Source organism: Rheinheimera baltica DSM 14885 (assembly GCF_000425345.1).
In the GTDB taxonomy this organism is placed as follows: domain Bacteria; phylum Pseudomonadota; class Gammaproteobacteria; order Enterobacterales; family Alteromonadaceae; genus Alishewanella; species Alishewanella baltica.
In genome coordinates this window covers 26,090-48,005 of the sequence record NZ_AUDG01000007.1, presented here as the reverse complement: position 1 = coordinate 48,005, position 21,916 = coordinate 26,090, and the positions used below count along the sequence as shown (strand labels likewise).

The following is a 21,916-nucleotide window of genomic DNA, read 5'->3' as shown; positions in this document are numbered from 1 at the left end:
GGGATAGCCATGGATCCTGTGATTCAGAAAGTAACGGACAGAATTATTGCACGTAGTCAAAAAAGCCGTGATATTTACCTGCAGCGGCTTGAAAAAGCACGGTTAAAAGGCCCGCACCGGGGGGTACTAAGCTGTGGTAATCTGGCGCATGGTTTTGCCGCCTGTAATCAGCAGGATAAAGCCGATTTACGTAGTTTAACCAAAGCAAACATCGGTATTGTTTCGTCTTACAATGACATGCTATCAGCCCACCAACCTTACGAGCACTATCCGGCCATTATTAAACAAGCTGTTGCTGATGTTGGCAGTGTGGCGCAGTTTGCAGGTGGTGTACCGGCAATGTGCGATGGTGTAACGCAAGGCCAACCTGGCATGGAGTTAAGCTTGCTTAGCCGCGATATTATAGCTATGTCTGCTGCGGTTGGCTTGTCGCACAATATGTTTGATGGTGGGTTAATGCTGGGCATCTGCGACAAAATTGTGCCGGGCCTGTTTATGGCAGCACTAAGCTTTGGACACTTACCCTTTATTTTTGTGCCAGCAGGGCCAATGCCTTCAGGCATACCCAATAAAGAAAAAGCTCGTGTGCGTCAGCTTTATGCTGAAGGTAAAGTTGGTAAAGAAGAATTACTTGAGGCAGAGTCAGCGTCGTATCATTCGGCTGGAACCTGTACCTTTTACGGTACGGCGAATTCGAACCAGCTTGTTGTTGAAATGATGGGGTTGCATTTACCTGGCGCGTCTTTTGTCAATCCGGGTACCGCACTTCGTGACGAACTAACTAAAGCGGCAGCGCGCCAAATTACGCGGTTAACGGATTTAGGCACCGACTATTTACCTGTCGGTAAAATGATTGATGCTAAGTCAATTGTTAATGGCATCGTCGGGCTTTTGGCTACCGGTGGTTCAACTAACCATACTATGCATTTAATTGCTATGGCGCGTTCTGCTGGCTATATCGTTAACTGGGATGATTTTGCTGAGTTATCAGCGGCAACGCCGTTGTTAACGCGTATTTATCCAAATGGCCAGGCTGATATTAACCATTTCCAATATGCAGGTGGTATGGCGTTGTTGATACGCGAGCTTTTAGACGCTGGGCTGTTGCATGAAGACGTCCAAACTGTTGCCGGTGCTGGACTGCGCCGTTATACACAGCAACCTGTTATGCAAGACGGAAAATTAGTTTGGGTAGATGCACCAGAGCAGTCATTGGATACCGATGTATTGGCCACTGTGAAGAAGCCTTTTAAGACGCACGGTGGCTTGGAAGTACTGTCTGGTAATGTCGGACGTGGCGTGATCAAAACCTCTGCTCTGCGTGAAGGCACTGAAGTTGTTAAAGCGCCAGCTGTAGTATTCTCTAGCCAGCACGAGCTAGATGCGGCGTTTAAAGCAGGTGACCTTGATAAAGACTGTATAGTAGTTGTGCGTTTTCAGGGGCCCAAAGCTTGTGGTATGCCCGAGCTACACAAGTTAACGCCACCACTTGGCGTGTTGCAAGACAGAGGCTTTAAAGTGGCTTTGGTCACAGATGGCCGTATGTCAGGCGCGTCAGGCAAAGTGCCTGCGGCTATCCATGTCACACCGGAAGCCATTGATGGCGGCAACATAGCACGTATCAAAACCGGCGATATGATGTTAGTTGATGGTTTAACCGGGCGTTTGGAAGTTTTAGTTTCTGATGAAGAGTTAGCCGCACGCCATGTCGAGACCTTAGATATGGCTGACAGCTATTATGGCATGGGCCGTGAGATGTTTGGTGCACTGCGCACTCAGTTAACCGGGGCAGAACAAGGGGCCTGTAGTTTATTTATAACAGAGGAGCACTTGCATGGCTAAGTCGCCAGCCTATGCGATAGTGGCTGATATCGGTGGGACTAATGCTCGGTTTAGCCGTGTTTCGCTTGCCAGTTTGGCACTAGATGAGGTTGCAGTGTTCCCGTGTGCGGATTTTGCTACCTTGGCTGATGCGCTGCTGCATTATCAACAGCAAAAAAACCTACAAGATATTAAACACGTCGCTATCGCTATCGCGTGTCCGGTAACCGGCGACAATGTCAGTATGACCAATTTTCATTGGCAATTTTCTATTCAGTCAATGCAGCAACAACTAGCATTGGAAGCATTGCTGGTTATTAATGATTTTACCGCAGTGGCCATGTGCCTGCCGGCGTTAACTTGTGAGCAAAAAGTCAAGTTTGGCCAGGGTGAAGTGCAACAAGGCAAGCCGATGGCAGTGCTGGGTGCAGGAACCGGCCTTGGCGTGGCGCACTTATTACCGGTAAATGATATCTATATACCGCTGCCTGGAGAAGGTGGTCATGCTGATTGGGCAGCCCAGAACGAACAAGAATGGTTTATCCAGCAAACGTTGGCAAAAGAATATGGCCATGTTTCCCCTGAACGATTGTTGTCTGGCCCAGGGTTAGAGGCAATTTATCGTGCACTGGCATTATATCGTAAGCAGCAGGTAGAACCGATATCTGCGTCACAAATAGCGACTCAGGCACTTAGTGGCGAGTCTGAACTGGCAAAAGCAACGATAGCGCAGTTTTTTGCCAGTTTAGGCAGCATTGCTGGCGATCTGGCACTAACACTGAGTACCTTTGGTGGTGTGTATATTGCCGGCGGTATTGTGCCGAAATTACTGCCACTGCTGGAAAGTAGTGAATTTAGAACACGTTTTGAAGCAAAAGGCCGGTTTAGTGCGTTTAATCGCCAGATCGCCACCTATGTCGTTACGGCAGAACAGCCTGGTTTAGTCGGTGCTGCCGTTTACCTGAAACAATTTTTGGCGAGTAACTAATATGGCATTTGAAAATTGGCAATTACAACCTGGAACACTATTTGATCAAGGGCCTGTGGTTCCGGTAATTGTGATCAAAGACTTAGCAGACGCCGTTCCAATGGCAAAAGCACTTCTGGCAGGTGGCATTAAAGTGCTTGAAGTGACACTGCGAACGCCTGCTGCGTTAGATGCCATTCGTTTATTAGCAAAAGAAGTGCCTGAAGCGATTGTTGGGGCCGGTACCGTTACCACTGCGGCTCAACTGCAGCAGGTTATTGATGCAGGCGCAAAATTTGCTATCAGCCCAGGCTTAACACGCGAATTATTGCAAGCAGGGAAAGATGCGATAATCCCGTTAATTCCGGGTATTGCCAGCATATCAGAATTGATGGAAGGTACCGGTTTAGGTTACAGCCACTTTAAATTTTTTCCGGCCGAAGCAGCTGGAGGTGTTAAAACATTAAAGTCTATTTATGGACCTTTTGCCGATATTCGTTTTTGTCCAACCGGTGGCATTAATGAAAAGAACTTTAAAGACTATTTAGCCTTGCCAAATGTGAAATGTGTTGGTGGGTCATGGATAGTTCCAGACGATGCTGTTGCCAATAAAGACTGGAGCCGAATCACTGAATTGTGTAAAGCGGCAATAGTACAAAGTCAGCAATAATCAGCTTTAACAAACATTAAAACAAACGCCCGGAATTTACCGGGCGTTTGTTTTGAGTTTGTAGGTAAAAACGCGTATAGTACTGCACTTTTTACCCTCAGGCGACTTAGGTTGCTTGTGGGCTCTGTCGGTCATAACCTGTTCTGGAACACACTGTGATATCAACTGCTAACATTACAATGCAATTTGGCGCCAAGCCGCTGTTTGAAAATATTTCAATTAAATTTGGTGAAGGTAATCGCTATGGCTTAATTGGTGCCAATGGCTGCGGTAAGTCTACTTTTATGAAGATTTTAAGCCGTGAGTTAGAGCCCTCTGCAGGTAATGTGTTTGTCGAACCAAACCATCGTGTGGCCAAGCTTCATCAAGATCAGTTTGCATTTGAAAAGTATTCAGTTATCGATACCGTTATTATGGGTCATGCTGAGCTTTGGGCAGTAAAAGAAGAACGCGATCGCATTTACGCCAGTGCAGACATGAGCGAAGAAGATGGCATGAAAGTCGCTGATCTGGAAGTCGCTTTCGGCGAGATGGACGGTTACACCGCAGAATCTCGCGCTGGCGAACTGCTTATTGGCGTTGGTATACCGGTAGAACAGCATTTTGGTCCTATGTCCGCTATTGCGCCGGGTTTCAAGTTACGCGTGTTATTGGCACAAGTATTATTTGCCGATCCGGAAATCATGCTGTTAGATGAACCAACAAACAACCTGGATATTAATACTATCCGCTGGTTAGAAACTGTGTTGGCCGAGCGCAATAGTACTATGGTGATTATTTCGCACGACCGTCACTTCTTAAACAGCGTTTGTACCCACATGGCTGACTTGGATTACGGCGAACTACGTTTGTATCCCGGTAACTATGACGAATACATGTTTGCAGCGACTCAGGCTCGTGAGCGTTTATTGTCAGACAACGCGAAGAAAAAAGCGCAAATTGCCGAATTACAAACTTTCGTTAGTCGTTTCTCTGCAAACGCGTCGAAAGCTAAGCAAGCCACATCACGTGCCAAGCAAATAGATAAAATTCAGCTGGATGAAGTAAAAGCCTCTAGCCGTGTTAACCCATTTATCCGTTTTGAACAGCAAAAACAATTATACCGTTTAGCACTTGAAGTCGAAGGTTTAAGTAAGAGCTTTGGTGAACTTAAGTTATTAAAAAACCTTGGTCTCACTATTGAAGTTGGTGAAAAAGTGGCCATTTTAGGCGCCAATGGTATTGGTAAAACCACGTTGCTCAAGTGTCTGGTCGGTGATTTAAAGCCAGAGACCGGTACGGTTAAATGGTCTGAAAACCATAAAATTGGTTATTACGCACAAGATCATGCTCATGAATTTACTGCAGATATCAGCTTGTTTGAGTGGATGACTCAGTGGAAGCAGCCATCTGACGATGAACAGGCTATTCGAGGCATTCTGGGACGTTTACTGTTTTCTCAGGACGAGATAAATAAGTCAGTTAAAGTATTATCGGGCGGTGAAAAAGGCCGTATGTTGTTTGGTAAGTTGATGCTACAACGGCCAAATATTTTGGTGATGGATGAACCGACTAACCACCTGGATATGGAGTCAATTGAATCGCTAAATTTGGCATTGGAGCATTACAAAGGCACCTTGCTGTTTGTTAGCCATGACCGTGAGTTTGTTTCTAGTCTGGCCAGCAGAATTATCGAGATCACTGATAACGATATACGTAACTTCGTAGGCACCTACGAAGAGTATTTGAACGCACAAGTTAGCTAACCAATATAAAAAGGCCAGTTTAAAACTGGCCTTTTTACTTGAAATATCTCTCTACGCCCCCATGTCTTTTGTAAGCATTGTTTATTAGAGCTTACTCGTGCACGCTTTACTTTAAGCTGATTAATGCGCAGTTTGTGCACCAGGTTTGTATCGTTCAACATGTTGATAAAAGGATCCGCTATGAAAATCAATATTGGTATTAATGATGAACAGCGTAAAGCAATCTGTGACGGCTTAGCTGTACTATTGGCAGATACCTATACTCTGTATTTAAAAACGCATAACTACCATTGGAACGTAACTGGCCCAATGTTTCAAACGTTGCACACCCTCTTCGAAACGCAATACAACGAGCTGGCATTGGCCGTGGACGATATAGCCGAGCGTATCCGTGCGTTAGGTGAGTTTGCACCAGGTTCTTACAAAGAATTCGCTAAACTTACTAGTATCAAAGAAGTAGATGGCATTCCCACTGCTGAAGAGATGATAAAAGATTTAGTGAAAGGGCAAGAAGCTATTGCTAAAACAGCTCGGTCAATTGTTCCTGTCGCTGACAAAGCGTCTGATGAGGTTAGCCTGGATTTGTTGACGCAACGCATGACGGTACACGAGAAAACCGCCTGGATGTTACGTAGCCTGGTAGCTTAATCGTCCTATACTGTAAAGCCTTACAGCGCCAGAGGTCTGGCCTGTAGGGCGGCAGTGGTGTCTGAGCGCATAAAACTGTCATTTGGACAAAAAACACTAAGATTTTCTGCGTAAACCTTGTAAAATCCCGCCAAGAAGTAACACTTATAGCTGATGCCGTTTTTGGATGTATCCGCTACAGGAGAAGATATCCAATGAAAGCCTTGCAATATGCGCAGAATGTTGCAGATCTGTTTGCTTTACCGGAAGGATATTTAAAAGTAAAACAACTTATGGATTCGGATACCGCGAGTCTGGATGAAGTTGCAGAAGTTATTTTACTTGACCCTATACTTACGGCTAAATTGCTAAAACTAGCCAACAGTGCCATCTACAACCTGCCTTATCAGGTCGAAAGTGTAAGCAAAGCCTTGTTAATATTAGGGAAAACTCAGGTTTACAACTTAATTTTGAGCATAGGTATTGCATCTGCTTGCAGTAATATTGATAGTTCATCAATTGATTTAGAACGCTTTTGGGAGCAGAGTGTTAATGCTGCACTCATCGCGAAATTTCTTGCTCAATGCTGTCAGCTAAAACCTTGTGATAGATATTATGTTGCTGGCCTTTTGCATAACATTGGTGAGATGGTGGTATTGCATAACGATGCGACACTGGCTAACCAATGTCAGAACTATTCAGCTGAAGAAAAACCCTGGCAGCGTCAGCAACAACTGCTTGAATTTACTTATGCTAATTGTGGCGCAGAGTTATTACACCTTTGGCAGTTACCTGATAGCATCGTTGCGCCGGTTGCGTTGCAACACAGCTACAAGTTTGACCCGAAAAATAAACCACAACTTGTATTATATCTTGCAGTTCGCCTGGCGTTGGCAAATCAACATCCTGAAATGTACACCACTAAGCAATTAGTCGATCCTTTTGTACTTGAATTACTGCAGTTGACCCAACAAGATGTTATTCGCGCCATCGATTTTTGTAATACCGAAGGGTTGTTTATTTTATCGGTATTAAATCCCAGAATCAGCACTATTTATTAATCTTCAGTGGATAGAAGAACTAACAGTACTTCTATCGGCTATTCAGGTAGTTATCAATGAAAAAATCACCCCTGTATACCGCTTATTCCGGTTCAGCGTTACTCGAGACGCCTTTGTTAAATAAAGGCAGCGCTTTCACAGTTGATGAGCGCATAGCGTTCAACTTGGCAGGCTTACTGCCTCCTCGCTACGAAACTATTGAAGAACAAGTCAGCCGTGCTTACATGCAATACAAGAGTTTTGATACGGCAATTAATAAGCATATTTATTTAAGAGCCATCCAGGATAACAACGAAACCTTGTTTTACCGTTTGTTACAACAACACTTGGACGAAATGATACCCATTATTTATACGCCGACGGTAGGCGATGCGTGTGAGCAATTTTCTGATATTTATCGTAGTGCCCGCGGATTGTTTATTAGCTATAACGACAGGCATCAGTTGGATGACATTTTGCGTAATGCAACTAAACGTAAAGTGAAGGTGATAGTGGTTACCGATGGTGAGCGCGTGCTGGGCTTAGGTGATCAAGGGATCGGCGGTATGGGCATCTCTATCGGTAAATTGTCGCTTTATACCGCTTGTGGTGGCATTAGCCCAGCTTATGCGTTACCTATGATGCTGGATGTTGGCACCAACAATGAAAAGTTATTAAACGATCCGATGTACATGGGGCTTAGGCAAAAGCGCGTAGGCCAGGCAGAGTACGATGAATTTGTAGAGCTATTTATTCAGGCAGTAAAACGCCGCTGGCCTGAAGCTATTATTCAGTTTGAAGATTTTGCTCAGCCAAATGCTATGCCATTGTTACAACGTTATCGCGAGCAAGTGTGTTGTTTTAATGATGATATCCAAGGCACTGCAGCGGTGACAGTAGGGACACTACTTGCCGCGTGCCGTAGCAAAAATGTGAAATTATCTGCCCAGCAAGTTGTTTTTGTCGGCGCGGGCTCAGCCGGTTGTGGCATCGCAGAACAAGTTATTAGCCAGATGGTAGCGGAAGGGATCAGCGAGTCTCAAGCCCGCAGTCAGATTTTTATGATTGACAGATTTGGCCTGTTAACGGACGCGACACCCGGTTTACGAGACTTTCAACAAGCACTGACGCAACCGCAAAAAACTATTGAAAGCTGGAGCTACAGTGGTGAGTTCCCAAGCTTACTGGATGTCATGAATTGCGCTAAACCAGGTATTCTTATTGGGGTATCGGGGCAAGCAGGTTTGTTTACTGAGCCGGTGATCCGCGCAATGAAAGCAGGTGTTAGTACACCTATTATTTTCCCATTGAGTAATCCGTCAAGACAGGTTGAAGCCACACCAGAGCAAGTAATTACCTGGACAGAGGGCGATGTCATTATTGCCACAGGCAGTCCATTTGCACCGGTTAGTTATAATGGACAGCAATATGTTATAGCGCAGTGTAACAACAGCTATATTTTTCCGGGCGTTGGTTTGGGCGTTATTGCCATTAAAGCCAGGCTTATTAGCGACGAAATGCTGCGTGAAGCCAGTAAGACACTAGCAGCTGCGTCACCTAAAGCTAATAATGGTAGCGGTGGCCTGTTGCCTGCGTTTACAGAACTGGCAGCACTTAGTAAAAAAATAGCGTTTAACGTGGCCAAGGTCGCGATAAAACAAGGTTTGGCGCTTGAAGTTGATGACGTTATCCTCCAACAAAAAATAGACGAGAATTTTTGGTTACCCCAGTACCGACAATATAAGCGGATAAGTGCCTAGTTCAGAAAAAGCTGGTTACAATTTGTTTAGACTAATGCAATGCTTATAGGTAGTCTGTCATTTGGTGATAATCAAAACAACAAGGACCTCTAAGCATGTATAAATCGTTAATTGCCTTGGCCGTAGCCGGCGTTCTTGCCGGCTGTAACCCAGCGCCGGACACGTCTTCTTCTACCTCAGTAAACGTTGCAGCGGAACAACCTCAAGAAAATCTTCAATCTGAAACGCAACGACTAAACCAATGGTTTGAGGTTAAGTACGAAGAGCAGCTACAGGAAAGTCCACTGCAAATGACTTTTTTGGGACGCAAAGACAAATACGATCAAGTTGATGATACCTCTGTTGCGGCTGAAGAAAAGCAACTAGCCTGGTTAGCTGCAAGCGTAGATGAACTCAAAACCAATTTTGATTACGCGAAACTGGATCTTGAGGCACAAACGTCTTACGACATTTGGGTACATCAATACGAAGAAGCCAAAGAGGGCGTTGCATTTCGCAAAAATGCCTACACGTTTACCCAAATGCAGGGTATTCATGCCTTACTGCCGCAAATTTTAATAAATTTTCATAAAGTCGATAACGCTGAGGATATGCAGGCATACGTTAAACGTATTGAAGGCATTAGCCGCGCGTTGACGCAACTAATGGAAAGGGCGCAAGCCAATGCTAAGCAAGACGTAAGACCCCCACGCTTTGCCTACGAAGGTGTATTACAGCAAATCAATAACCTAATTACCGGTGCTCCTTTCACCGATACGGAACAGGATGTCCCGTTGTGGAGTGATGCCAAGGGTAAAATTGACGCGCTGGTTAACGCAGATAAATTAACTGATGATCAAGCAAAAGAATTGTCTGAAGAAACTAAAGCGGCGTTGCAAACCCACTTTTTACCGGCATACAGTGCGTTAAAACAATGGTTGGAACAGGACATTGTTAACACGGATGACATTGCGACCGGTGTCGGTAAACAAATGGATGGCACAGCGTATTACAACTATCGGTTAAAAGTGTCTACAACGACAGATTTAACCGCAGATCAAATTCATAATATTGGTTTGGCAGAAGTCGAGCGTTTAACCAAAGAAATGATCACCATTAAAGATAAAGTGGGTTTTAAAGGTGATTTGGCCGCCTTCTTTAAATTTATTAAAGATGATGATCAGTTTTATTATCCGGAAACAGACGAAGGCCGTGAAGCCTATCTGGAAGATTCGCGTAAATATCTGGCGTTTATTAACGAACAACTGCCAAACTACTTTGGTATTTTGCCAAAGGCAGATTTAGTGGTAAAACGGGTAGAGCCGTTTCGTGAACAGCCCGGCGCTGCCCAGCACTACTTCCCTGGTACTCCGGATGGTGCAAGACCCGGTATTTACTACGCGCACTTGTCTGACATGCGTTCTATGCCAAAAAATGAGATGGAAGCCATTGCATATCATGAAGGCAATCCTGGCCATCATATGCAAATCTCTATCGCTCAGGAATTGACTACAGTACCTACTTTCCGTACGCAAGCTGGCTTTACTGCTTATTCTGAAGGCTGGGGCTTGTATTCAGAGTTACTGGCTAAAGAAATGGGGGCTTATCAAAACCCGTATTCAGATTTTGGCCGGTTAATTACTGAAATGTGGCGGGCAGTGCGTTTGGTGGTTGATACAGGACTTCATAGCAAAGGCTGGAACGAACAGCAGGCTATTGATTACTTTATGGAAAAAACACCGATTGCCCAGGGCGCCATTATCTCTGAAGTGCGTCGTTATATTGTGTGGCCGGGTCAGGCAACAGCATACAAAATTGGTATGATTAAAATCCTGGAATTACGTAGCAAAGCTAAAGCTGAGTTGGGTGATAAGTTTGATATTCGAGCTTTTCATGACACGGTATTGGGAGGCGGGGCACTGCCTCTTAGCGTACTTGAAAAACGGGTGAACAATTGGATTGCTGCAACTAAAGCAACGTAATGTCATGTTGCCGAATGATTAGGTAGGCGTTATGTCCACCTAACGTTTTATAAAGGCTGTTCATCGTGTATGAGCAGCCTTTTTTGATCAGAATACGCATAATGAAGCGGCGCGCGAAAATTGACGCGGTTGTTGTGCGATAATTGCGAAAATTGATTCTTGCGCATAGTGAAACAACTTTTCAAAATACACAATCACTGTAACAGCTTTTTAGCTTCCTCTATTGTCAACTTGAGTCTGTAATGTTCAGCAAGTGCAGCGGCGGCTTTGTCTATTGATACGCCATATTGCATTTGCTTCTTAAATGCTTTCACTTCCGCCCAGCATCTGTATTTGCTTATTACGGTATACGCCACGTCATGAGCCATCATTGCTGCGACTAAAGCTATAGCAGCATTAGTCAGCAGCGATCCTAACGCACCAACGATAACAAACAACACGCAGTACTGCTTAATGTGTTCAATCTCATGCGCGCGCAGCCCTTTGTCACCTTTGTATTGTTTCTCTATTACAGCAATGGGCAACATAGGAACTTTTCGACCAATCATAACGCCGTTAATTTTATTGACGTAAAAAATCATAGCGCCTCCGCTGCTATAAAGGCATCGTCGAGTTGCTCCGGTGTTAGCCCAAGCGCTGCTGCAATACTTAGCAAGTAAGGGTTATCGCGCTCAAAGTCTGTTGCATCCTGCCAGTAAATTTCAGCCATGCGTCGTGCAGTTTGATCTGGTATTACTGCAATTGTTGGATCAACATTATCTAGCAAACCCATCAATAGCAGTTGTTGCCGAGCCTGGCGGCGTGTGATTGATTGAGGCACTGATTTAGGCTCCTTAAACTGCGGTTGGTAACCAGTTTCCAGCGTCCAATTCAACAGCTGTTTTGCCTGTTCTTCATCAGCGAACACATAAAAATATGTTTTTGCACCCGAAAATTGCTCAATAGGTGTTAGTGGTAGCGAGACAAAACTATCCATACCAAGCAATGGACGTGACGAGTTAATAAACACACCGTTGTCATCAACATTTACTATTCGGATTGTCATATAGATGTCCATTTGTTTCTAGATTCTGCACTAAGCAGATAGGGCCAAAAGATGCAGCGCTTGCAGCGAACGGTTTCTGGGTTCGTGTTGTTTGAAGTGATATTCACTTTACTAATTGGAAACATATGCGTTGCATAGGTTTGTAAAAATCCAGCGCTCTCTGCGTTTCCGGTTGTTGTGACACCGTTCAGAGATATTGATAATTGCTGTGTTCTTGAATCAAATGACAGTGCCATTTTATTTGATCCAACAACAATAGAGTTTTGATTTGATGCAGGTATAGAGGTTAGTATGCCGTCAGCTCCCCTGGCCGCAGCAACGGCCGTTAAATTGCCGGCCAACGTTCGACCAATTCTTATTGCAGCTCCACGGGTCGCGGTATTAGCAGAGTCAGAAAGCCTACATAAAGCAACAAACGTATCAACCGGATAGTCACTTAGATCGAACTCGCCGTAAATCGTAAAGCTCCCATTATGAGTTACTGCGCAACTATGACTATCTGCTGCAGTGGCAAGAGCAACTGTGTCCGTAATTATCGGAGGCCCTGCTATAGACCCCTCAACTAAATCAACCGTAAAAATCTCAACGGAACTAACCCCATCACCCTGATATGACGTCTGCCCATCCTTTGATACATAAATATTCGCACCTCCGTAACCTGCAGCAGCACCATAATTGGCAGTTATATAGCTTTCAACAAAATCATCATACAAGCGCGCTGTTTTGCCATCACCGTCAATAACAGTAGCGTCCAATAAATCTATTGTTGAAATTTTGGGCGTTAACCATTTACCTGTCGATGCTGTTTGAATCGCTATTTCATTACGTTCAGCGGGCTTTGCTACTACTACGATGCTATAGGTTTTATTGGCCTCTAATAAAACGTCTTGCTTGATGTAATGACCACCAGCAGTAGCATTCTCAGTTAACTGCCACACTTTTGCACCGACAAGTGGTGGTGGAGTCGACGCTTCAGTTGGTGTTGCACCACTTTTAATCCATTGAGATGCGGCAAAATCATTAGACTTTAATAATTTATTGACCCTAACTGCTGCTGATTTCAATCCGATAACGGCATGTTTAACCGGGTCAAGTTCAATGATCGGAGTGTTTGCGGGAATACTTTCAAATCCCGCCAAACCTCGGCCAATAACTGGCGTGTCCCTTGTTGTTTGCATCAGATCGCTCAGCTGCTTAGTAACTATGCCGCTACCCTGTACATAACCGTAATAGTCAGCATGTTCAAAATCTAAACTAATTGAGGGCATCTCATCTGTGAACATATTCATTCGCCGCAACACCGGCGTCACATCCGCATCCAGCAGAGCTTGCTGCGCCGCGTCACTGTATTGCTGAGCTGTTTCAGCTGCATCAACCTGATTGTTATACGCCTCAACAGCCGTTTTACAGGCACTGGCCAGGCTGTTCATTTTGGTCTGAAATGCGCTGCCCTGGTCCTGGGTATCAAGCGTGATATTTGGTACGGGTAATTTTTGCATTGTTAGCATTCCTCCACGCTAAGTGGCGCTTTGTTATTGTTGAAAGCTGAATTGGTAATAACCGGCTGCTGTTTGAACTTGGCCGCGAATGAGTTTTCCACTTCTTTTTGGCCGCCTTGCTCAGGGAACAGGCTGATAAAAAAGTCACGGCTGGTACCGGCGTAACGCAGGGCTTTTATCAAGTTTGCGCGGTCGCCTTCATCTATATAATCCAGCGAAAACTGGCTAGTGCGCCACGTGGGCGATTGCGTTGTAAACAGTGAACCATCGTCCGTCCGCAGCTGCTGTGTATTACTACCTAGCTGCCACTGGCGGCCATAGCTGAAATTCACAGCAGGCTCAAAATGGCGGCCCATGTAAATGCGGGTTGCATCAAGTTGGCCAGAGGCGTTTAACGGGTCTTTAATGGTAATTTTGTAGCTTGCTGCAAATACTGCAGCAAACCACAGCTGGCTATAACGTACCGCCCAATCATCCAGCGCGCTGGCCACTACTGGCTGAATGCGCCAATCCCAATCGCCAAACGTAATTTGCTGCACTGCCGGAATGTCGCCGCTGTCATACACCACTGTGCCGGTTTGGTTTGCGCTGGCGTACAGTTGCAGGCGAATGGTTGCGGCGTTAGTCAGGTTATGTCGCCACAGTACAAACGCGCTAATTAAGCTAATGTCGGCAAAATTACCCTGCAGCACTGAATTAGCCACCGTTAAGCTGCGCCAGATACGGCTGTTGTTATACGCTTGCATGTTGTTTGCAGGCAGGCTTGCAACCGCTGTACCCACGCTTTGCGCAACGGTACCGCTATCAAACTCATTGATGATCACCATTCGAACGTTACTCATTGCCAAAACTCCACGCGTACCACTCCTTTTAGCGGGTTTTCCGCCAGTTTCGTTATAACTGCGGCGGTGCCGTTAACACCGGGGGTTTGTAATGTCGCGCCATCGCCTAGTTGCCATTGCAGCGGCGCGGCCAGTTGTTGTGTCTCGTACACGTAACGCGGCAAAGCACTTAGCGCCATGCGGCGGCTGGCTTCGGTATTTGCATCAGCTTCCGCCACTATTAGTGTGCTAACGGTCAGCGTTTGCGCGTCTGCATACGCTGTAAGCACGGCTGGGGCCGATTGCGTTACGGTTAGTTCCTCACCCGCCAGGCGTTTTGCAATGTCTGGCGTGTTTTCATAGATGCTGGCAGCAATGGTATTTAATGGCGTCCAGTTGCGGGCATAGCCCAGTGTTAGCTCGTGCAGCGGCGTTATGCGTCGGCGCGGCTGGCGGCTGGCGTACAGGTTTTGGTCGTCGGTAATGGCGGCAGTTTGTGTTACTGGCACACCGTTAAACGCGCGGCATGTAAACTGGCCCAGGCGGTCAAACAGCCAATAGCCGCCCACGCTGGCACAAATGTCGTCCAGGGCGGCGCTTAACTGGGTGTCGTCGGTTAAATACAGCCCAAGCAAATAGCCTTGCAAACCGCTAATGTCAGCAGTAATGCCAACACGGTCACACAAGTAGTCGATAATCTGGCTGGCAGATTGCAACCAGGTACCGGCTATCTTTGCACCGTCGACGTCCATCGTTACGTCGCCGATGGGGAACACACTAAACGTAATGGTACCGGCGGCTAAATTCACGGTGTAATCTGCGGGCGCAACAACATCACCATTAAAACGCACGGCCGTTACCGCCTGGCTGGCAACGCTGTTAAACATATAAATGTGGTTGCCGGAATCTATAAGCTGGGGGCTAATGTTGTAGCATCTACCTAAACACAGCGGTTTGAGCTCGCCACTTGCCGCACCGCTTGAATGGCGGCTGGTTAATACCGGCTGCTGCAGTGCTTTGGCCATGTCTTTAAACTTAATCCGCACACTGTTGGCATCTGGCCAAATGCCATCACAAATACCGGTTATCACCTGGCCAAAATCGGCCTTTGGCCAAGCTTTATCGCCCAGGTAAACACGTATTTGTTGGCCAGCGACTTTAGCACCAGCTAACCAGGCGGTGGCGGGTATCGCAACCAGCTCCACATCAGCCGTGCGGGTGCTTGTCGCGCCGGTAAAAACTTCCGCCAGGCTGCGTTCAAAGTCCATGCCACCGATAACAAACGGATCATACGCTGTATGCGCCGGGCTATCTGTGCCTGCACTTACAAACGCGGCACTGCTGAAATAGGCAGTTTTCGGTGTACCCGCATCAATATAATCCAGCTCTACTAATACACAGCGGTACAACCCCGCCGTTGCTAACCATTGCTCATACGTCATGCAATGGCCCTCTTCGCGGTTAGCTGCTCAGCACTTAAATCAACAACTTCACGGCCGAAACGCTCTGTTACTTCTGTTAGCTGCACCATTTGCTGGTTTTGCTGCTCTTGCAGAAATTGCTGGCGTTGCGCTATATCTGCTGTTTGCTCACGTTGTTGCTGCAGCTCTTTACGTATATCGCTTAAAATTGGCGTTGGGTCTAGCCACGTGGTGTCTGGTGGCCGCTTAGTAATAGGGTCAAACAGCTCTGGCGGTAGCGTGATTGGCGGAACCTTAATTTCAGGTATGGTAACAATTACTTCAGCTGCTGGCGTTTCGCGTATTGCACCAGTAATGTCAGTGCTCATTTTATAAATCGCGTCTATCTGCTCTTGCAGCTTAGCAACAACGCGATCAGTTTCAGCCGGCATTAACTGTTTTAGCGCAGCCAGTTCAGACTCAAATACTGCAGTAATTGCGGCGGAATCGCTGGCAAATTGCGCCTTTAATGCTTCAACACCTGCTGCATACTCCGCATTTGCCAGCGTTTGCAGGCCCGCCACAGTCGACTGCAGTCTAGCAAGTTCACTAATAGCGCCCTGGGCTAATACAATTTGCTGTTGCTCAAGTGCCACCAGCTCGTTTTGCAGCTGCTGCATTTGGGCATTTACTGCGGCAGTATTAGCGTTATAAGTGCTTTCCAGCGCGGTTAAATCATTATGCAACGTGTTCGCCGCTGTAGCTTCAAGCGCTTGCGTAAACTGCTGCAGCTGTGCCAGCTCCGCCAGTGCGGCCTCTGCCAGGCTAATTTGCTGTTGCTCAAACTGTGTTGTATCCGGGTGCGGCCGGGGTGCTGTAGGCTCGCTAAACGTGGTACCGCCCAGTTGGTCAAACAAACCGGTAATGTAGTCAAATGCGCCCTGGTAGCTTGCCGGATTAAAGTCGCGGGCAAGTTCTAAATAGCGCTGCCCCAGCTGCTGCACATCGGCATACGCGTTGGCATCACCGCTAAGCGCCGCCTGCATCGCTTGTTGCAGTTGGCTTTGGGTTTCGCGCAGGCGTTCGCCAGTGGTTAATGGCGATAAATCACCAATTTGCAGGGCCGCTGCCGCATCGCGTAGCGCCTCAGCCGCTTTGGCCAGCTCTCGATACGTACTTAATGCCGTGTTGTACTGGTCTAGCTGCAGTTGATACTGCTCATCAGCCACTTGTTGCACTTGCTCAAGCTGCTGCAGCTCCGCGTTATAGCGTGCCTGTATTGCGTTTTGTAGTTCACTAACCAGCGTTAACTGGCTATCAATATCACCGCCGCCAAGTTGGCCACGTAAGCTGCTTACAAGGCTGGCATAATAACCCGCTGCATTGGCGCCGGGCATAGATAAACGAATTTGTGTTGCTGTCTGTGCTACAGACTTAGCCGCGCCGGCTATACGGTCGACAACCTGGTCAAACGCATCACGCAGTGCGTTTCCAGCGCCTTCAAAATCGCTTTGCAGTGTGCTTAGCTCCGCCGCCAGCGCATCATAACGGCCTTGCGCTGCGCTTTGCAGTTCGCGGTTTGCTGCCAATTCAGCGTTATAACGTGCCTGTATTGCGCTTTGCAGTTCGCCGGCTTTGCTTAACTGCTCATCAATGCTGCCACTGCCAACACCGCCCGCCAATTCTGATACCCGACCACGTAAAAACGCTACGTTATCAAAGCCCGGTAGCGTCTGTTGAATGCTGCTAATAGTGCCTGCAATGCTGCTAACCATGCCATTGATAGCATTGGTTTGTTGCTCCAGCGTGCTTTGCAGTGCATCGCTTGCCCGCGCATAATCTGCTACTAAGCGTGACATGGCGTTGTTTGCTGTGTCGATTGCTTGTTGCAGGGTCTTTTCTGCCAGGTTCTCTTTGCGCTTGTTGTAAATAGACCACAGCAACGACGTATCAGCGCCCAGCTCCTGCGCTTCTGCAGCGGCTTCGCGGTACCATTTGTTTAAATCGTCTATCGCCAACTGCAGTGGGCTCATGTCAAAACGAGCCAACTCGCTTTGGTTGCTTGCGTTATACGCCGCGCGCTGCTCAGCTAATTTACGCTCAGCTTCGGCGGCACGTTCGGCAGCTTCTTTTTGCTGCTCTAACGATTTGTAATACGCATCCAGCCCCGGTATCAGCGCCATTAGCGCGGCATAAAGCGCCGCACCGGCTTCAGTTGTAATATCAATACTACTGATTAAATCTTTAAAACCGTCGCGGGTGGCCGGCAACGCAACGCCCAGGTCACTAACAGCCAGGCTTAACGATTTACTAAGATACTCAAATTGCTCGGCTTCACTATAAAAGCTAGAAAAATACTGTGAAGTAGCATCGCGGAATTCTTCAATGCCTCCCATCAGTTCAATAATGCTTTGGGCAATAGCAATTTGGGTTTCTGCGGCAACATCGCCAAACCGGCTAAGGCCAAGCCCCAGCGCATCAAGCTGGGCGTTAAACACCGCTTGTTCCTGGGCAACGCGGATCAAGGTTTCATACAAGCCTTCGCCCATCTGCTGATACTCGCCAATGGCCGGTACCAGGTACTGCACCATCAAATCGGCCTGGGCGCTAAATATCGCCTCCAGCTCGGCTTGTATCTCATCCCCGCTCAGGTCTTTAAAGCTTAGCGCTGGCAGGTCAATAACAAAGTTTTCTAACAGCTTGGCGGTATCAACACCCAGCATGTCCACTGCTGCGGTAATAGAGTTACCAATAGAAGAGAAAATGCGGCCAAACTCCGCTTCCAGGGCGTTGTCCAACTCACTGTATTCAGTGCTTTGCTTGGTTTTTTTGCTCAAGCCCCACAGCTTACGCTTGGTGGTTTCCACAACATTGTAATAGCTACCCTCAACCAGGCCAGTGGCTAATATGTCGCCCAGTTCCTGGGCATCAAAGCTAATGCCGGAATCGAGCAGCTTTTTAGTGGTTTTGCTGATGCCGCCAATAATGCTGCCTGCAATGTCCGATAGCGCACCACCTAAGAATTTATCTACAGCACCCACAATGCCGCCGCTTAGCTGATCTAACTTATGGGTAAAATCAACAAACGCCTGGTTACCAAACCGCTTAACCGTGCCCAGCTCACCGCCGTAGTTGTCTTCATTAAACTTGCCGTAATTGCCCACAAGCGACACAGCAAGGTTAGCAATGCCGGCAGATAGCGATTTAATATTGGCGTTAATTTCGCGCAGCTCAACGTATTGGTCTAATTCAAGCGACTCGATGCGCTCGAGCGCATTAGCGATAGATTCCGACTTCGCATCAGTGTCGCCAAATACCGTGCCGGTACCTTGGCTTGCTTGTCTATCGGCAGCGCTAGGGACACTGGCAGAACTGCCGCCACTGAATACACCCAGCCCGGCCATAATTGCTATCATTGCGGCACCGGCAGCAAAGTTCAGCGGGAACGGCGCACTAAAAGCGCTGGTTATGGCCGTTAACGCATTGGCACCGGCTTTTTGCATCGACATTGCAATTTCTGCTACACCAAATGCCATTTCCAGTTTATGTAACGCTTCCCGCTCTTTACTCTGCTCGCCAAACATCTGGCTTGCTGCGCCTGACAATGCGGAGAATTGCCCCAGCTGCGCCTGGAAGTTTTCTTTAGTTAACGCTGCCTCTTTGTTCTTAATATCAATTAGCGCTTTAGCACGGGCTGGGTCATTAGCTTCTAGCGCTTCAACTTCTTTACGCTTTTTCTTCAGTTCATCCAGCTTCTGGTTGTAGTTCACCTGAGCAGCAGCCATGCCATCAATCTGCTGCGCAACACGGCCAAACGCTTGTGTTAGCGCATCACCAAAGCTATTTCCAGCCGATGAAAGCGCCGACATTTCATCCAGCGCCTTATTGAAAGCACCACTGGTAATTTCTTCACTAATGCTAATTTGGTTCGTTAAGTCCTGGCGTAAACGCAGTTCAGCTTCTATTGCTTCAAGCACTGCAGGATCAGCGCCTTTAAGTGCTGCCAGTGCTTTTTGAATTTCGTATTCTTTTTCGCCCTGGGCCAGGCGCACCATGAGCAAGTCATTTTCTTTTTCTAAGTTAGCTAATGTGTCACTGTCTGCGCTCAGTGCCTGCTTTTGTTGCAGTAGCTGCAGTTCGTCTTCTAACTGCTTTAAGCGGGCAGGATCAGCACCGGTAAACTGTGCCAGGGCTTTTTGCAGTTCGTACTCCGCTTGGCCTTTTGTTAACTTTATATCCAGCAGCGCAATTTGTGCCTGCAGCTCTTTGCTGTAGGTATTGCTGGCTGCATTGGCTTGTGCTGTTTGGGCTTGTTGTGCAAAGCGTTTAATGGCAGCTGCCGCATCTGCTGGCAGTTTTGCAGCGGCGATAAACTCGGCTTTAAACAGCTCCAGATCAATACCATCTAACGACGCGCCGTAGTCATCAACTGCAGTGGCATTAAGCAGCTGGGCGTTGTAAACACCCAGCAGCGCTTTTTCTAATTCTTTGTTCTCTTCAGTTGGTAAGTTGGCTTTAACTTCTGCTGCAGGGGCAGCGCTTGCCTCGTTAACTGCTTTAATAGCCTTGGCGGCCTGTTCTGCAGCGGCTTTATTATCAGCAAACTTGCCAGCAAGTTTAACCCAGTCTTCAATGGTATTAGGTGATACTCCTGCCTCTTCTCCAACCCGTTTTAAGATAGGCGTCAGTGATTCACCAGCTTGCTTAGCAGCAGCAAGTTCCCGCACAAGGCCGCTGCGTTCTTCAGTATTAAGCCCGGTAAATTTCCAACTGCCAAATGACTTAATAAGGTCTTGAAACGCCACATTTGTATCAACAATCGCTTGTTGCTCAGCATCGGCCCATTTAACCAAAGCAGCTGCACGCTGATCGTCGTTCAACTTCTGGTATTTATCAATCAGCTGATCTAAAGGTTGCTGCAGGTCGGTTAATGATGCCCGAACATCTTCTGATGACTCATAGAATGTTAAGAAAGCAGTAGCGGCTACGCCAGCCATTAACGCCAAACCTGCCGGGCCTCCAAGCAAACCCAACACACTACGGCCTACGGTGGCATGAGCAGACTGCGCTATTGTTAATCGTTTTACTGCTGCTTCATGTGCTGCAGTGGCCGCAATTACTTGGGCGCTACCAGCAGCATAAGTTGACTGTGCAGTTACCTGTACCAGCGTAGCCTTAGTTTGTATTGCTTGCGCCTGTGCCAACCTCAACGCTTGAGCACTTGCCGCCTGTTTAGCGCTTATATCAATTAACGTTTTACCAGTAGCAATAACGGTTAACGCTGTATATCTGGTTATTGCTGCAGCTAGCACGCCACCGGCAATAGTTACCAATGTGTCCAGGTTCTCAGACAGATATACAATGCCATCTGCCAGTGCGGCCGTAGTCCCTTTCGCTTCGTTCTGAATGCCAATGTAATTGCTAAATACATTGTTGAACTTCGTCATGGCATCCCGAACCGTGGTTGGCATGTCTTCAACGGCTTTAAGGTTTGCTTCATAGCCCAGCAATAACGCGTTGGTTAAATCGGTGATACTTAGCTTGCCGCTAACCCCCAACTGGCGTAACTCTGCGCCGGTTTTGCCGGTTGCGTTAGTAATGTTGTTTAAAATAGACGGCATTACGCCAAAGATAGTTTGCCAGGCGTCGGCTTCAATTCTGCCTGACTGTATACTTTTGGTCAGTGCAGCCTGGGCGCTTGCACCGCGTTCGGCGTTGGCCGCATTGGTTACAAGCAAGGCGCTAAAGCTATCAACAATGTCTATGCTCTGGCTCAGGTTGTAGTTCATATCGCGCAAAATGGGCGACATCATTACAAAGCCTTCGCGGGTTTCAGTAATACTGCGGTAGGTGTCGTTGGCAGAATCCACCATGCGCTGTTGCACATAGTTGTATTCTTCGCTCGATTCGGTAGCCTGGCGAATACGGGACGCCATCTGGCCCCAGTTGTCGGCGGTGTCTATCAGTTGCATGGCTGAAAAACTGCCGATAACCAACGCGGCAGTGGTTTTCAGGGTGTTCATGTAGCCGTTTAACGCATTAGCACCGCCCGCGGCATCGTCAAAGCCTTTTTTAGCGGCGGTACCGGCCGCGCCGGTGTTAATCAGTTCTTTATTGGTAGTGCCTGCAGCCTGGCCAATGTGCGTCAGCTCTTTTACAACAATCTGGCCACCCTCGGTGGTCAGTTTAATGGCTAACGCTAAATCACTCATTGCTTTGCTCACTCCAAACCGTTAAACAGGCGCGTTCCATTACCGCTAAGCCTTGCCATACATCACTCTGCAGGTGCAGTGGCAGCTCAACATAGTCAGGTATTTTTGATATCCGTACATCAACAGCCGGGTAGTTCAGGCCCACTCGAACGCCAGCCATGCCGGCATAATTCCATTGTGTAGCGCAGGTAAAAAACAGGCTGACAATTAACTGGTTAGCCGGCTGAATGTCAGGTAGCGCCGCTTGCTGCTTTGCTACCTTTTCAATTACTTCAGCCGGTGCACCGGCGGCCTGCAGTGCTTCTGCACAGCGTTGGCCGTTCTTGGCTTTACCGCCAGCCCACCAAT

At 47.3% G+C, this 21,916-nt stretch carries 15 protein-coding genes; 8 read left to right on the top strand and 7 right to left on the bottom strand.

Going from position 1 to position 21,916, the window contains the following annotated elements; genetic code table 11:
• Positions 1-9: 9 nt before the first annotated feature.
• The 8 genes from edd to H595_RS0104345 all read left to right on the top strand — a co-directional run bounded on the left by edd (position 10) and on the right by H595_RS0104345 (position 10,591).
• A complete protein-coding gene (edd, locus tag H595_RS0104385) occupies positions 10-1,842 on the top strand; it encodes a phosphogluconate dehydratase (protein ID WP_027670103.1) in 1,833 nt (610 codons plus the stop codon).
• Positions 1,835-2,809, top strand: coding sequence for a glucokinase (locus tag H595_RS0104380; protein WP_027670102.1), 975 nt, complete (start codon positions 1,835-1,837; stop codon positions 2,807-2,809). The genes edd and H595_RS0104380 overlap by 8 nt, the downstream gene beginning before the upstream one ends.
• A 1-nt stretch (position 2,810) precedes the next feature.
• Positions 2,811-3,458, top strand: a complete 648-nt coding sequence (locus H595_RS0104375; protein ID WP_027670101.1) for a bifunctional 4-hydroxy-2-oxoglutarate aldolase/2-dehydro-3-deoxy-phosphogluconate aldolase — start codon at positions 2,811-2,813, stop codon at positions 3,456-3,458.
• 155 nt (positions 3,459-3,613) lie between these two features.
• Complete coding sequence (locus H595_RS0104370; protein ID WP_084153465.1) at positions 3,614-5,203, top strand: ABC-F family ATPase; 1,590 nt, start codon at positions 3,614-3,616, stop codon at positions 5,201-5,203.
• A 180-nt stretch (positions 5,204-5,383) separates the two neighbouring features.
• Positions 5,384-5,851 (top strand): Dps family protein, encoded by a 468-nt coding sequence (locus H595_RS0104360; RefSeq protein ID WP_027670099.1) that lies wholly within the window; start codon positions 5,384-5,386, stop codon positions 5,849-5,851.
• Between the two features lie 194 nt (positions 5,852-6,045).
• The gene (locus H595_RS0104355; protein WP_027670098.1) at positions 6,046-6,891 is read left to right on the top strand and encodes an HDOD domain-containing protein; all 846 of its coding nucleotides are present in this window, start codon (positions 6,046-6,048) and stop codon (positions 6,889-6,891) included.
• A gap of 56 nt (positions 6,892-6,947) precedes the next feature.
• The gene (locus H595_RS0104350; protein WP_027670097.1) at positions 6,948-8,630 is read left to right on the top strand and encodes an NAD-dependent malic enzyme; all 1,683 of its coding nucleotides are present in this window, start codon (positions 6,948-6,950) and stop codon (positions 8,628-8,630) included.
• A gap of 95 nt (positions 8,631-8,725) precedes the next feature.
• Positions 8,726-10,591 carry a DUF885 domain-containing protein gene (locus H595_RS0104345; RefSeq protein ID WP_027670096.1) on the top strand — a complete coding sequence of 622 codons (1,866 nt, stop codon included), beginning with the start codon at positions 8,726-8,728 and terminating at the stop codon, positions 10,589-10,591.
• 194 nt (positions 10,592-10,785) lie between these two features.
• Here H595_RS0104345 and H595_RS0104340 read toward each other — a convergent pair whose 3' ends face one another.
• Genes H595_RS0104340 through H595_RS23790 form a run of 7 tightly spaced genes read right to left on the bottom strand, consistent with a single transcriptional unit; the run spans position 10,786 to position 21,797 of the window.
• Positions 10,786-11,172, bottom strand: a complete 387-nt coding sequence (locus H595_RS0104340; RefSeq protein ID WP_027670095.1) for a hypothetical protein — start codon at positions 11,170-11,172, stop codon at positions 10,786-10,788.
• A complete protein-coding gene (locus H595_RS0104335; RefSeq protein ID WP_027670094.1) occupies positions 11,169-11,636 on the bottom strand; it encodes a hypothetical protein in 468 nt (155 codons plus the stop codon). The genes H595_RS0104340 and H595_RS0104335 overlap by 4 nt, the downstream gene beginning before the upstream one ends.
• A complete protein-coding gene (locus H595_RS0104330) occupies positions 11,633-13,135 on the bottom strand; it encodes a phage head spike fiber domain-containing protein (RefSeq protein WP_037053668.1) in 1,503 nt (500 codons plus the stop codon). Before H595_RS0104330 ends, H595_RS0104335 begins: the two co-directional genes overlap by 4 nt.
• Positions 13,136-13,137: 2 nt before the next feature.
• A complete protein-coding gene (locus H595_RS0104325; protein ID WP_027670092.1) occupies positions 13,138-13,977 on the bottom strand; it encodes a hypothetical protein in 840 nt (279 codons plus the stop codon).
• Positions 13,974-15,398, bottom strand: coding sequence for a hypothetical protein (locus tag H595_RS0104320; protein ID WP_027670091.1), 1,425 nt, complete (start codon positions 15,396-15,398; stop codon positions 13,974-13,976). The genes H595_RS0104325 and H595_RS0104320 overlap by 4 nt, the downstream gene beginning before the upstream one ends.
• Entirely contained in the window at positions 15,395-21,568 is a 6,174-nt protein-coding gene (locus tag H595_RS23405) for a tape measure protein (protein ID WP_027670090.1), read from the bottom strand. Before H595_RS23405 ends, H595_RS0104320 begins: the two co-directional genes overlap by 4 nt.
• Complete coding sequence (locus tag H595_RS23790) at positions 21,561-21,797, bottom strand: DUF1799 domain-containing protein (protein ID WP_276202255.1); 237 nt, start codon at positions 21,795-21,797, stop codon at positions 21,561-21,563. Before H595_RS23790 ends, H595_RS23405 begins: the two co-directional genes overlap by 8 nt.
• Positions 21,798-21,916: the final 119 nt, after the last annotated feature.

Excerpts from the sequence above, each read along its gene's own strand:
- H595_RS0104320 (WP_027670091.1), bottom strand. The coding sequence starts at position 15,398 with ATGACGTATGAGCAATGGTTAGCAACGGCGGGGTTGTACCGCTGTGTA.
- H595_RS0104380 (WP_027670102.1), top strand. The coding sequence starts at position 1,835 with ATGGCTAAGTCGCCAGCCTATGCGATAGTGGCTGATATCGGTGGGACT.
- H595_RS0104330 (WP_037053668.1), bottom strand. The coding sequence starts at position 13,135 with ATGCAAAAATTACCCGTACCAAATATCACGCTTGATACCCAGGACCAG.
- H595_RS0104355 (WP_027670098.1), top strand. The coding sequence starts at position 6,046 with ATGAAAGCCTTGCAATATGCGCAGAATGTTGCAGATCTGTTTGCTTTA.
- H595_RS23405 (WP_027670090.1), bottom strand. The coding sequence starts at position 21,568 with ATGAGTGATTTAGCGTTAGCCATTAAACTGACCACCGAGGGTGGCCAG.
- H595_RS0104350 (WP_027670097.1), top strand. The coding sequence starts at position 6,948 with ATGAAAAAATCACCCCTGTATACCGCTTATTCCGGTTCAGCGTTACTC.
- H595_RS0104340 (WP_027670095.1), bottom strand. The coding sequence starts at position 11,172 with ATGATTTTTTACGTCAATAAAATTAACGGCGTTATGATTGGTCGAAAA.
- H595_RS0104375 (WP_027670101.1), top strand. The coding sequence starts at position 2,811 with ATGGCATTTGAAAATTGGCAATTACAACCTGGAACACTATTTGATCAA.
- H595_RS0104335 (WP_027670094.1), bottom strand. The coding sequence starts at position 11,636 with ATGACAATCCGAATAGTAAATGTTGATGACAACGGTGTGTTTATTAAC.
- H595_RS0104325 (WP_027670092.1), bottom strand. The coding sequence starts at position 13,977 with ATGAGTAACGTTCGAATGGTGATCATCAATGAGTTTGATAGCGGTACC.
- H595_RS0104345 (WP_027670096.1), top strand. The coding sequence starts at position 8,726 with ATGTATAAATCGTTAATTGCCTTGGCCGTAGCCGGCGTTCTTGCCGGC.
- edd (WP_027670103.1), top strand. The coding sequence starts at position 10 with ATGGATCCTGTGATTCAGAAAGTAACGGACAGAATTATTGCACGTAGT.
- H595_RS0104360 (WP_027670099.1), top strand. The coding sequence starts at position 5,384 with ATGAAAATCAATATTGGTATTAATGATGAACAGCGTAAAGCAATCTGT.